Here is a 12,805-nt window from a genome sequence, read left to right as displayed (position 1 = left end):
ATTGGGTGTGAAAAGCTTAAGCCGTCTTCAGCGTCAGCGCGGCGCGGCGATCAAGAGCGCTGCTCCAGAGGGTCAGGAGCAGGGCGACGGCAACGAGGATGGCGCCGACCCACGGGGTTGCGGCAAGGCCCATCGGCGATTCCACCACCAGACCGCCGAGCCATGCGCCGATGGCGATACCGAGATTGAAAGCGGCGATGTTGAGCGCCGATGCCACATCGACGGCACCGGGGCGATGTTCCTTGGCGAGCTGCACCACATAAAGCTGCAGGCCGGGAACATTGGCGAAGGACAGGAACCCGAGCGCGGCAAGCGTGATGAGCGTCAGCACCGGCGAGACGGCCGTGAAGGAAAAGACGAGCAACACGATGGATTGCGCCAGGAAGAGACCGATCAACGCCTTGACAGGGTTATGGTTGGCGATCTTGCCGCCGCCGATATTGCCGGCCGCAATGGCAATGCCGTAAAGCACCAGAATGAGGCTAACGCTCTTTTCCGAAAAGCCGGTGACATCCTGCAGGATGGGCGCGAGAAAGGTGAAGGCGACAAAGGTGCCGCCATAACCGAGCGCGGTCATGGCAAAGACGATGAGCAGACGGCCGGAACCGAGAACGCGGACCTGATCGAGCAGGCTGGCAGGCGGCGCCTTTTTGAGCGTGTTTGGCAGAAGGGCGGCAATGCCGAAGAAGGCGATGACGCCAAGCCCGGCAACGGCCCAGAAGGTAGCGCGCCAGCCGAACACCTGGCCGATATAGGTGCCGAGCGGAACGCCGGTAACGATGGCGACCGTCAACCCCATGAACATCATGGCAATCGCCGAGCCACGACGGTTTTCCGGCACGAGATCGGCGGCGATGGTCGCTCCGACCGAGAAGAACACGCCATGAGCAAAGGCGGCGATGACGCGGGCGACAAGCAGCATCTCATAACTGGGAGAAAGCGCTGCGGCGCTGTTGCCGATGATGAACAGGGCCATCAGGCCGAGCAGCAGCGGTTTCCTTTCGATCTTGCCGGTCAGCGCCGTCAGGATCGGCGCGCCGAAGGTGACACCCAGCGCGTAGACGCTGACGATGAGGCCGGCAAGCGGCAGGGTAATGTTGAGATCATTTGCCACCGTCGGCAGAAGGCCGACGATGACGAACTCCGTGGTGCCGATCGCATAGGCCGCGATCGTCAGGGCAAATATGGCCAATGGCATGACGAATACCTCTTCGCCCAGCGGGATCGCGGGCGTTCTGGACAGCGGTGCCGTCCGGTTGGATCATTTGAACAGCGGTGCTGTCCGGTTGGATCAAATCTATGGACGCAATATGGGCGAAGGGGACTTGCATGATAATCGGCAAGGTTGGATAAATACCTTTGAATTGATTTCACAGATGGTATGGCGATGGACAATCGGGCCGGAGAAATGGAAGTCTTTGTGGCGGCAGCTGAACTCGGCAGCTTTTCCGCCGCCGGACGTCGGCTGAAACTTTCGCCCTCGGCGGTGAGCAAGCTTGTCACCCGTATCGAAGACCGCCTCGGCACCCGGCTGCTTGCCCGCTCCACCCGGCTAGTCACGCTCACACCGGAAGGCGAAGTCTACCTTTTTCGGGCAAGGCGCATTCTGGCCGACATAGCCGAGACGGAGCAGATCGTGGCGAGCGGCGGCAAGGTGGTGCCGCGCGGCCTTTTGCGCGTCAACGCCACGCTGGGTTTCGGCGAACGTTATCTCCTGCCGCTGGCGCCTGAGTTCCTGTCGCTTTATCCCGAAATCGAGCTGGATATTTCGCTGACCGACGGTGTCATCAGTCTCATCGAGGAGCGCACAGATATCGCCATCCGCTCGGGCGCGATGGGAGATTCATCTCTGAAGGCGAGAAAGCTGAAAGAGGTGCGCCGGATCATCGTCGCCTCCCCCGCTTATATCGAAAAACATGGCATGCCGGAAACACCGCAGGATCTGGCGCAGCATAATTGCTTCAGTTTCAATTTCAGCCGCAGCCTCAACGAATGGCCATTTCGTGACCCCGGTTCGGCGGAAGTCTATCGCCTTCCCGTCACGGGCAATGTCGCGGTCAACAGCGGCATGGCGATGCGAAGGCTCTGCCTGACGGGGTTAGGGCTCGGAAGGGTCGGCGAATTTCATATCGAGCCGGATATAGAGGCGGGCCTGCTCGTGCCGGTGCTGGAAGACTATAATGCCGAGGAGATGGAAGTGATCCACGCGGTTTATGCCGGCCACGAACACCTGGCCGCCCGCGTGCGCGCCTTCATCGATTTTGTCGCCGCAAGGGTCGGGCGGTGATTGACCGCCTCAGACCATGCCGTGCACCAGCTTGGCGAGCCAGTCGACAAAAACCCGCACCTTGTTGGTGACATGCCGGGTCTGCGGATAAACGACATAGATCGGCATGGCTTCGCGCTGCCATTCCGAAAGGACCGGCACCAGTTCGCCACGCGCCAAGTGGTCTTTCACCATGAAGATAGGCAATTGCACGATACCCATGCCCGCCAGCGCGGCGTTGAGATAGGTGCGGCTGTCATTCACCGATACCACATAATTCGGGGTCAGCTCGACGCTGCGCACACCATTGTCGAAGGAGGCCGGCATGATCTGGCCGGTGGTGGCATTGAGGTAACCTACCGAATAGTGATCCTTCTCCAGATCCTCCGGTTCCCGCGGCATGCCGAAATTTTCGATGTAGGATGGCGAGGCAAATGTCTCGAACCGGAGTTCGCCCACTTTACGGGCAATCAGCGACTGATCACGCAGCACGCCGACCCGCAGCGCACAGTCGACATTCTCGGCAATATAGTCGACCAGCCGGTCGCCGACGCCGAGATCGAGACGGATTTGCGGATAACGCTGGTAAAATTCGCAAAGATGTGGGATAACCACGAGGTCCGCGAAGACACCGGCCATTTCCACCCGCAACCGGCCGGAAGGCTGCACCTGTGCGCTGGACATGCTACCGTCCAGTTCTTCTACTTCCGATAAAATCTGTGAGGCTCGCTCATAATAGAGAGCGCCGTCCGTCGTCAGCATCACCCGCCGCGTGGTGCGGTTGAGAAGCGTGGTCTGCAGATGCGCCTCCAGCGCCTGCACCATGTTGGTCACGGTAGTTTTGGGCATGTTCAGCGCGGTGGCGGCGCGGCTGAAATTGCCGGTCTCGACGACGCGCGTGAAGACCCGCATGGCGGAAAGCTGATCCATCTAGCTATTATCCACTTTTTTGGAATAGTGTTTTCATTTTGACGTACTTGATCGTTTTCTCTCGAACAATAATATGAATTTCAGATTTTGCAAATATGGTGAACTGCCGATGGCGGTACACGGGACCGGATCAAATGAAGGCGCATTGGGAAAACATCGAATGCTGTGGGGGCCCCGCATCCCAGCTTTCCGTGCGCCGTTATGAGAGCGCCGGCCTGTGCAGCCACCCGCCCGTGATCCTTTATCTGCGCGGCGGTTCGTTTCTGGAAAAGGGCGGCAATTGCCCGGAACTTCCGGTAGCCCAGGCCTTAGCGGAAAGCGGTGCCATCGTTGTCGAGGCTGACTATAGCAAGCCATCCGGCAACGAGTTTCCGATGGCGATGGATTGCGCTTTTGAGGCGCTCGACCATCTGAGCCGGGACCGCAAACATTATGGCAGCGCGAAATCGCTGCTGTTCGTGGCCGGCGAAGAGGCGGGCGGCAATGTGGCGGCGGGACTTGCCCTTAAGGCCCGTGACCGCATGCCCGGCAAACTCGCAGGTCAGATTCTTCTGTCGCCCATGATCGACCCGATGATGACGACGGAATCCTTTCGCGACGCGGACAGGATCGGCATGCGTGAGCGCTGGGCGGATGGCTGGAGCCACTATCTTGCCAAGGCGTGCGGGTTTTTCCACCCCTATGCCGCGCCCTGCCAGTGTACGCGGCTGAACCGGGTGGCGCCGGCGCTGATCTTTACCGCCGAGGACGACCCTCTGCGCGACGAAACGGTCGGTTATGCCGACAGGCTCATCGCCTCCGGTGTCAGCGTCCGCCAGCATGTTTTCCCCTCCGGCGTTGGCTGGACGGGGCTTTATCAAGGAGAGGGCGGCGGATGGGTCTCATCCGTCTGTTCGGAATTCAAGACCTTCGTTGACCAGTTGAAACACTGATACCGCATTTATTCAGAAACTGACCGGCTCCTGATCGGGAGCCAAGGAGAAACCCATGACGCTGAACACAAAGCGCCGGGCCCTGACGGGCGCCGGTATCGGACTTGCTATGTCCGTTGCAGCCGCAGCACTGTTTTTCGATCTCCCCACCAGCCGCGATGCCACGGCCGCCTCCACACCTGCCGAGACGCCGGCAATTCCGGTCACCGTCGCCAAGGTGGAAAGCCGTGACGTCATGCGCTGGGAAGAGTTTTCCGGCCGTCTCGAAGCCGTCGAGCGGGTGCAGATCCGCTCCCGCGTCGCAGGCCAGATCAAGGCTGTTCATTTCCGCGAAGGTGCGCTGGTGAAAGAAGGCGATCCCCTCTTCACCATCGACCCCGCCCCCTATCAGGCCGCCGTTGCGGGCGCTGAAGGACAGGTCGCCTCCGCTGAAGCCAAGGTTAGCCTTGCGAAGACGGAACTCGACCGTGGCCGCCGGCTTTCCGATAACCGCACCATCTCCCAGAGCGATCTCGACCAGCGTCAAAGCTCGTTTGCGGATGCGCAAGCCCAGCTTCGCGCCGCCCGCGCAGCCCTGACGACGGCTGAGCTCGATCTCGGTTATACCGAAATCCTCGCACCGGTTTCCGGTCGTGTCGGCCGCATCGAAATCACCGCCGGCAACCTCGTCGCCGCCGGCTCGACTTCGCCTGCACTGACGACGCTGGTTTCGGTCAACCCGATCTATGCCAGCTTCAATGCCAGCGAAGGCGTGGTGGCCAAGGCGCTTGCCGAACTGCCGCAGACGGACGGCGCCCTGCCGGCTCTCGAACAGATCCCAGTGGAAATCGGCACGCTTTCGGATGAGGGCACGCCGATCAAGGGCACGCTGCACCTGATCGACAACCAGGTGGATTCGGCAAGCGGCACCATCGGTGTCCGCGCCGTCTTCGAAAATCCTGATGGCAGGCTCATCCCCGGCCAGTTCGTGCGGGTGCGCATGGGTGAACCGAAGCCGGAAAACCGCATCGTCATCAGCGATCGCGCCATCGGCACGGATCAGGACAAGCGTTTCGTCTTCGTGGTCGATGCCGAAAACAAGGTGAGCTACCGCCAGATCAAGCCGGGCGCACCGGCCGATGGCCAGCGCATCATCGAAAGCGGCCTTGCCGCCGGTGATACGATCGTCGTCAACGGCCTGCAGCGTATTCGCCCCGGCGCAACCATCGCACCGCAGACGGAAGACAAGGTTGCTGCCTCGCAGTAACCCGCCTCTTTGATCAGTAAGCGTCCCGCGCTTTCGCGAGACGCCCCTTCAGACAGAACCGGCCTTCACCGGCGGCAGGATTGCCGCCGGAACGGCCTTCGCATTCCCAAAGACCCGGAGAGGGACTGGATATGAATATTTCCAGATTTTTTGTCGACCGGCCGGTATTTGCTGCCGTGCTTTCGGTCCTGATTGTGGTGGCAGGCCTTCTCGGCATGCGCGCCCTGCCGATTTCGGAATATCCCGAAGTCGTTCCGCCATCCGTCGTCGTGCGCGCCACCTATCCCGGCGCGAACCCGACCGTTATCGCCGAAACCGTCGCGACACCGCTGGAAGAACAGATCAACGGCGTCGAGGACATGCTCTATATGGGCAGCCAGGCGACGTCCGACGGCGTGCTGACGCTGACCGTGACCTTCAAGCTCGGCACCGACCCTGACAAGGCGCAGCAGCTGGTGCAGAACCGCGTATCGCAGGCCGAACCGCGCCTGCCGGCGGAAGTTCGCGCCCTCGGCATCACCACCGTCAAGAGCTCGCCCGACTTCATCATGGTCGTCAACCTCGTCTCGAAGACCGACGCCTATGACATCACCTATCTGCGTAACTACGCGACGCTGAACGTCAAGGATCGCCTCGCCCGCATCGAAGGTGTCGGCCAGGTGCAGGTCTTTGGCGCAGGTGACTATTCCATGCGCGTCTGGCTCGACCCGCAGAAGGTCGCCGAGCACGATCTGGCCGCCAGCGACGTTTCCGACGCCATCCGCCAGCAGAACGTGCAGGCCGCAGCCGGCGTCATCGGCGCTTCCCCAAGCCCTAATGGTGTCGACCTGCAGCTCAACGTCAATGCGCAGGGCCGTCTGACCACACCGGAAGAATTCGGCAACATCATCGTCAAGAGCGGCGCGAACGGTGAAATCACCCGCCTGCGTGACGTCGCCCGCATCGAGCTTGGCGCGGCCGATTACACGCTGCGTTCGCTGCTCGACGGTGAACCCGCCGTGGCTGTCGCCGTCCTCCAGGCACCCGGCTCCAACGCCATCGAAATCGCCGACAATGTCCGTGCCACGATGGACAATCTGCAGCTGGCAATGCCTGATGGCGTAAAATACGAGATCGTCTACGACACGACGAAATTCGTACGCTCCTCCATCGAGAAGGTTGTTGACACACTCCTCGAGGCCGTTGGCCTCGTGGTGCTTGTCGTCATCCTCTTCCTGCAGACCTGGCGCGCATCGATCATTCCGCTGATCGCCGTTCCGGTCTCGATCATCGGCACCTTCGCCGTCATGTATGCCTTCGGCTTCTCCATCAACGCCCTGACCCTGTTCGGCCTTGTGCTCGCCATCGGCATCGTGGTGGATGACGCCATCGTGGTTGTGGAAAACGTCGAGCGAAACATTGAAAACGGGCTCTCGCCGCGTGACGCCACCTACAAGGCGATGCGGGAAGTGTCCGGCCCGATCATCGCAATCGCGCTGGTTCTGGTCGCCGTTTTCGTGCCGCTTGCCTTCATCTCCGGCCTGTCGGGCCAGTTCTACCGGCAGTTCGCACTGACCATCGCCATCTCCACCGTCATTTCGGCCATCAACTCGCTGACGCTGTCGCCCGCTCTTGCAGCTCTGCTGCTGAAGGAACACGGCGCACCGAAAGACTGGCTGACCCGCTTCATGGACAAAATCCTTGGCTGGTTCTTCCGCGGCTTCAACCGCGCCTTCGGCGCCGCCTCCAACGGCTACGGCAAGACCGTCGGCGGGCTGGTGACGCGCAAGAGCCTTGTCATGATCGTCTATATGGCGCTGGTGGCCGCCACCTATGGCATGTTCACGACAGTGCCGAGCGGCTTCGTGCCGGCGCAGGACAAGCAATACCTGATCGGTTTTGCCCAGCTTCCTGATGGCGCGACGCTTGACCGCACGGAAAACGTCATCAAGCGCATGAGCGACATCGCCCTGGAAACACCCGGCGTCAGCCACGCCATCGCCTTCCCCGGCCTGTCGATCAATGGCTTCACCATCGGCTCCAATTCCGGCATCGTTTTTGCGGTTCTCGATGACTTCGAAAAGCGCAAGACGCCGGAACTGTCCGGCAATGCCATCGCCATGCAGCTGAACCAGAAATATGCGGGCATTCAGGATGCCTTCATCGCCATGTTCCCGCCGCCGCCGGTCAACGGTCTCGGCCAGACGGGCGGTTTCAAGCTGCAGATCGAAGACCGCGCCGGTTACGGCTACCAGACGCTCGATGAAGCGGCGAAAGCGGTGATCGGCAAGGCCTATCAGACGCCGGAGCTGGCGGGCATCTTCTCCAGCTACCAGATCAATGTGCCGCAGCTCTTCGCCGATCTCGACCGCGCCAAGGCGGAACAGCTGGGCGTCTCCGTCAGCGACGTCTTCCAGACGCTGCAGATTTATCTCGGCTCGCTCTATGTCAACGACTTCAATGCTTTCGGACGGACATACAGCGTTCGAGTGCAGGCAGATTCGCAGTTCCGCGCTCATGCGGAAGATATCGGCCGCCTGAAGGTTCGCTCCGCGACCGGCCAGATGATCCCGCTGTCGACACTGCTGAAGGTGGATGCAACGACAGGACCGGAGCGCACCAACCGTTACAACGGCTTCCTTGCCGCCGATATCAACGGCGGTCCGGCGCCGGGCTTCTCCTCTGGACAGGCACAGGCGGCCATGGAGAAAATCCTTGCCGAAACCCTGCCCGCGGGCGTCGACTACGAGTGGACCGACCTGACCTACCAGCAGATTCTCGCCGGCAATTCCAGCATCGTGGTATTCCCGCTGGCGCTGCTGCTCGTCTATCTCGTGCTCGCCGCGCAATATGAAAGCCTCACATTGCCGATTGCGATCATCCTGATCGTCCCGCTCGGTGTGCTTGCGGCCCTTACAGGCGTCTGGCTGACGGGAGGGGATAATAACATCTTTACGCAGATCGGCCTTGTCGTCCTTGTCGGTCTCTCGGCGAAGAACGCGATCCTGATCGTGGAATTCGCCCGGGAGCTGGAATTTGAAGGACGAACGCCGCTTCAGGCGGCCATCGAGGCAAGCCGGCTTCGCCTGCGCCCGATCCTGATGACCTCACTCGCCTTCATCATGGGCGTGGTGCCGCTGGTCGTCTCCACCGGTGCGGGTGCGGAAATGCGTGCGGCCATGGGTGTCGCGGTATTCTCCGGCATGATCGGCGTGACGTTCTTCGGCATCTTCATGACACCGGTATTCTATGTGCTGGTGCGCAAGCTGGCGGGCAACCGTCCGCTCATCCAGCACAAGCAGGAAGAACCGGCCAATTCGGACTACAAGCTCGAAAAGGCCGGCTGAAACCTTACCTCCCATCCACCGCCACCTTCGACGCAAGCCCGCCGCGCATCATCAGATGCGCGGCGTTTTTTATGGACGGAAATGTTTATGCAACCCTCCTGAAATGGAATCAGTTTCAAATGCTTAACTGGAATAAGCACCTATATTGCACCGCGTTAGAACTGAGAAAAATCAATATAGCTTCACCAATCGCCGGGAACCCGAAGAAACAATGCTGTTTTATGCTTTGTATTTTGTGGTAATTTCCAAGAACTGGGTGATTCGGACTAAATGATTTAGTTCAGGGGCGACATGATGGAGCAGGACTACGAAAACTGGGCAACAACCGTTGCCTATTCTATAGTGATGCATGAGGGTCTTGATCTCGCGCTTGCCGCGCAGAATCTCGACCGGTGCAAGACCAGAAACAATCGAGAGCGACTGATGGAAGCCATTCGCACGTCATTGCTGGAAGCGCGCTCGCGCAACCACATGGCGGCGGCGCAGCGGCTTTAACCCGACCCTGCCTCAGCCTCGGCGAGCGACGTGCCATGTCGTGGCGGGATCAGGCCTGAAGCAGGTCTGTCCGGACCGCGGCTTTCAGCGGCAGGTGATCTGAAGCGACACGCGCCAGCGCACTGTCATGCGCCTCCACCTGCTCGACCAGACCTTCCCGATTGGCGATGATCCTGTCGAGCGCCAGCACCGGCAGGTTGGAGGGAAAACTCGGCACCGCCGGCGGCAGCGCGCCGAAAGCATCCCGAAACGTGTTGAGCGACGAGCCGTTGCCGAGCCGCCATTCGTTCAGGTCTCCCATGAGGACGGTCGCGCATTCGTTGCGCGCTTCCAGAAGGCCGATCAATGCCTTCGCCTGCTGGGCACGGGAATGCCGCAGCAGGCCAAAATGGGCGGCGATGACGCGCAGCGTGCCGCCACTTTTCAGATCCAGCTCCACGACAAGCGCACCGCGTGGCTCCAGCCCCGGCAGTTTCAGCGTATGCACGTCCCTGACGGCACCTTCCCTGAACAGCACGACATTGCCGTGCCACCCGTGCGCCTTCACCCCTGCCTGCACCGGCACGGGAATAAGCCCGCTTTCCCGCTCCAGCCGGGCAAGATCAAGCAGGCCGGTGCGCTCGCCAAAACGGCTGTCCGCCTCCTGAAGGGCAATGATATCAGCACCGATTTCCTGAATGACGCGGCTGGTGCGATCAGGATCGAACTTGCGGTCGCGGCCGACGCATTTATGCACATTGTACGAAGCAATGACGGGGAAGGAATGATCTTTCGCCGCCTGCACCGCTTTCTGCCGCTGACGATGGTCGCGCAGCGACTGCATGACGAAGGCGGGCAAACTGCTATTTGCCGCCAGGGCCGTTTTTTCGCTGTTCAGCAAACCGTTTTTCTTCACGCGTCAATGTCTCCGCATATCCAAGGCTCTAAAGATAGGGCGAAGCGAGCCAGAGGACACGCTCCACGAAACGAACAACGAATGGCCGCCCATTCAGTTCGCTGAGCCGCACCGGCAAGGCGGTCGCACGCGCATCCCGGATGCGCGCCCCGATCACCCCGGCAAACGCCTCATCCATAACTTCGAGATCGATCTCGAAGTTCAATCGCAGCGAACGTGGATCGAGATTGGAGGAACCGATATAGGTCCAGCGCTCGTCGATCACCAGAAGCTTGGAATGATTGAAAGCCCCCGTCGCTCGCCAGATGCGGCAATAATTCTTCAGCATCTGGTCGAACTGCGCCGTCATCGCCCTGTCCACAAGCACCAGATTGTTGCTTTTGGGCACGATGATATCGACCACCACTCCCCGCCTTGCTGCGGTTATGAGTGCCGAAATAAGCTCCCGATCGGGGAGAAAATAGGGCGACATGATAAGAATGGAGGAACGGGCGACGGAAAACGCACCCATCAGCATCTTGTGACTGGTCTCGATGCTTTTATCCGGCCCCGAGGAGGAAACCCGGGCGACGATCTGCGAACCCGGCACACCGTCGGGAATGGCGATATCCCAGACCGGCGTGTCCAGAAGTTCTTTCGTGGTGAAACGCCAGTCCTCCGCCGCAATGGAGAAAAAATCCGAAACCACCGGCCCGGTAATCTTGAAATGGGTATCGTGCGACTGCTTCCCGCCACCGAATTCCAGCGTGAAACCCTCACGGATATTCATGCCGCCGCTAAAGGCGATGCGCCCGTCTACCACCAGGATCTTGCGGTGGGTGCGCAGATTGGCATAGGGCAGCCGAAGCCCCATGATGACATTGCCGTTGAAGACATCGGCGATGATGCCCTTGTCCCGGAGCGTCGGCAGGATGCTCGGCACGGAATATCGCGCCCCCACGGCATCGATGAGCACCCTCACTTCCACGCCGCGCAGTTTTGCCTGCTCGAGCGCCGCGACGAAGCGGGAACCGATCCTGTCATTGTCGAAAATATATGTTTCGAGAATGATCGACCGCTTCGCCTCGCCGATCGCCTCCAGCATGGCGGCATAGGCGACGTCACCCGTCACAAGCGGCTCGATGGCGTTGCCGGTCGTCAGCGCGTGGCGTGTCACCCGGTCGCCCAGCGTCTTCATCGCTTCAAAACGGCGGCCAAACCGCGTGGCGACCAGTTCTGCGTCCGCATCGAAACGAGCCACGCGATCCATGATCTCGTCCTGCATGAAGGACCGCTGCTGCGTGATGTTCGACCGGCGAATGCGGTTGATACCGGCAATGGCATAGATGACCGCGCCGACGATGGGCGACAGCACGATGACGCCCACCCAGCCCAGCGCGGAACGGACCTCCTCCTTCGTCATCGTGGCATGTACGGCCGCCACGGTTCCCATCAAAATGGAAAGGACGGCAAGGATATGGGGCCAATAGGCGATGACGAGATCGAGCATATTACAACTATAGGGCATCAGACCGAAAAGTGTAACGCGCTTTTCGGAGGACCCAGTGCGCCAATAAAACGCACCTCGCCCATCGCGCAATGACAGGAAGGCAACCCGGCAGCGCAAGAACGCCCGCCCCCGCCCATCCTTTTGCGGGACAGACCATTGCGGGATTAACGGTGGAAACCGGCCTTGCGATATGTCATGAGAGCGCATCTTGATCTCTAGGCAGGGGCACTTGCGCGCTTCTGCGACATTTGAAAGCAAGAAGGCCGTGATGCAGGAAAATACACAGGGCGCCGTCATCGTCATTTCCAGCCACGTCATGCGTGGATCGGTCGGCAATCGCGCCGCGGTCTTCGCGCTGGAAACCCTCGGTTATCCGGTATGGGCAGTGCCCACCATCGTCATGCCCTGGCATCCCGGTCATGGCCCATCCACGCGGATGCGCTTTCAGGACGACGACTTCGACAAGGCCATGAGCGACCTTGAGAACGCCAAATGGGTCGGCGAGGTCAAGGCTGTTCTCACCGGTTATTTCGGCAGTGCAGCACAGGTGCGCTCCGTCGCAAGGCTGATCCGCAACCTGAAGGAAAAGAACCCGTCGCTGATTTACGCCTGTGACCCGGTCATGGGCGATCTGGGCGGGCTTTACATTCCTCTTGAGACCGCCGAAGCCATTCGCGACCACCTCATCCCGCTTGCCACCGTCGCAACACCGAACCGCTATGAACTGGCCTGGATGAGCGGCGCCGAACTTGAAACCAACAATGCCATCATGGATGCGGCGCTGGCACTCGGCCCGCCGAAAATGCTGGTCACCTCCGCCGTGCCGATGATGGCGGGTGGCACCGGCAATCTTTATCTCAGCGGCCGGCACGCCCTGCTTGCCGAACATCGCGCCATCGAGAATGCGCCGAACGGGCTTGGCGACCTGATGTCGGCGCTGTTCCTCGCCCGCCTGCTGGAAGGCCTGGATGATGAAAAGGCGCTGCAGCTGGCCACCGCCAGCGTGTTTGAAATTCTGGCCCGCACGAAAAAACGCGAGATGAACGAACTGACGCTGGAGACCGATTCTTCAAGTCTTTCCACACCCATGGCCATGGTGCAGATGCGTCATCTCTTGCATCCTTCACGCAGCAAGCGCAAATAGCGGCTAGAGCATTTCCAGGAAAAGTGGCCCTCGGTTTTCCGTCCGGAAATGCGGCAACAGGAAGTTGGAGCGGTTTCGCGGT

The 12,805-nt window shown here is 60.4% G+C and carries 11 protein-coding genes; 7 read left to right on the top strand and 4 right to left on the bottom strand.

The genetic code is table 11. The features are described from left to right. Positions 1-16 precede the first annotated feature (16 nt). Positions 17-1,198: an MFS transporter gene (locus ACQZ5F_RS00515; protein WP_046801533.1), complete on the bottom strand. Its 1,182-nt coding sequence runs from the start codon at positions 1,196-1,198 to the stop codon at positions 17-19. Here ACQZ5F_RS00515 and ACQZ5F_RS00510 point away from each other — a divergent pair. After that, complete coding sequence (locus ACQZ5F_RS00510; protein ID WP_225339351.1) at positions 1,197-1,469, top strand: hypothetical protein; 273 nt, start codon at positions 1,197-1,199, stop codon at positions 1,467-1,469. The genes ACQZ5F_RS00515 and ACQZ5F_RS00510 overlap by 2 nt on opposite strands. Continuing rightward, complete coding sequence (locus tag ACQZ5F_RS00505) at positions 1,388-2,287, top strand: LysR family transcriptional regulator (RefSeq protein WP_046801609.1); 900 nt, start codon at positions 1,388-1,390, stop codon at positions 2,285-2,287. Before ACQZ5F_RS00510 ends, ACQZ5F_RS00505 begins: the two co-directional genes overlap by 82 nt. Positions 2,288-2,296: 9 nt before the next feature. Here the strand turns inward: ACQZ5F_RS00505 and ACQZ5F_RS00500 are convergent, their stop codons facing one another. After that, complete coding sequence (locus ACQZ5F_RS00500; protein WP_225339293.1) at positions 2,297-3,196, bottom strand: LysR family transcriptional regulator; 900 nt, start codon at positions 3,194-3,196, stop codon at positions 2,297-2,299. 134 nt (positions 3,197-3,330) lie between these two features. On the opposite strand from ACQZ5F_RS00500, the gene ACQZ5F_RS00495 reads away from it, so the two are divergent. The 4 genes from ACQZ5F_RS00495 (at position 3,331) to ACQZ5F_RS00480 (ending at position 9,195) form a co-directional block, all read left to right on the top strand. Then, positions 3,331-4,128, top strand: coding sequence for an alpha/beta hydrolase fold domain-containing protein (locus ACQZ5F_RS00495; protein WP_046801535.1), 798 nt, complete (start codon positions 3,331-3,333; stop codon positions 4,126-4,128). A gap of 55 nt (positions 4,129-4,183) precedes the next feature. Next, positions 4,184-5,374, top strand: a complete 1,191-nt coding sequence (locus ACQZ5F_RS00490) for an efflux RND transporter periplasmic adaptor subunit (protein ID WP_046801536.1) — start codon at positions 4,184-4,186, stop codon at positions 5,372-5,374. Positions 5,375-5,505: 131 nt separating this feature from the next. Then, positions 5,506-8,700 (top strand): efflux RND transporter permease subunit, encoded by a 3,195-nt coding sequence (locus ACQZ5F_RS00485; protein WP_046801537.1) that lies wholly within the window; start codon positions 5,506-5,508, stop codon positions 8,698-8,700. Positions 8,701-8,991: 291 nt separating this feature from the next. Continuing rightward, on the top strand, positions 8,992-9,195 hold the full coding sequence (locus ACQZ5F_RS00480) for a hypothetical protein (RefSeq protein WP_046801538.1): 204 nt from the start codon (positions 8,992-8,994) through the stop codon (positions 9,193-9,195). A 49-nt stretch (positions 9,196-9,244) separates the two neighbouring features. Here the strand turns inward: ACQZ5F_RS00480 and ACQZ5F_RS00475 are convergent, their stop codons facing one another. Together ACQZ5F_RS00475 and ACQZ5F_RS00470 are read right to left on the bottom strand one after the other, a co-directional pair. After that, entirely contained in the window at positions 9,245-10,090 is an 846-nt protein-coding gene (locus ACQZ5F_RS00475; RefSeq protein ID WP_046801539.1) for an endonuclease/exonuclease/phosphatase family protein, read from the bottom strand. Positions 10,091-10,118: 28 nt separating this feature from the next. Continuing rightward, complete coding sequence (locus tag ACQZ5F_RS00470; RefSeq protein WP_052818253.1) at positions 10,119-11,579, bottom strand: phospholipase D-like domain-containing protein; 1,461 nt, start codon at positions 11,577-11,579, stop codon at positions 10,119-10,121. A 268-nt stretch (positions 11,580-11,847) separates the two neighbouring features. Between ACQZ5F_RS00470 and pdxY the strand changes: the two genes are divergently transcribed. Beyond that, a complete protein-coding gene (pdxY, locus tag ACQZ5F_RS00465) occupies positions 11,848-12,723 on the top strand; it encodes a pyridoxal kinase PdxY (RefSeq protein WP_046801610.1) in 876 nt (291 codons plus the stop codon). Positions 12,724-12,805 lie beyond the last annotated feature (82 nt).

The organism is Agrobacterium sp. 22-210-1 (assembly GCF_053522525.1).
This window is presented reverse-complemented; position numbering and strand designations above follow the sequence as displayed.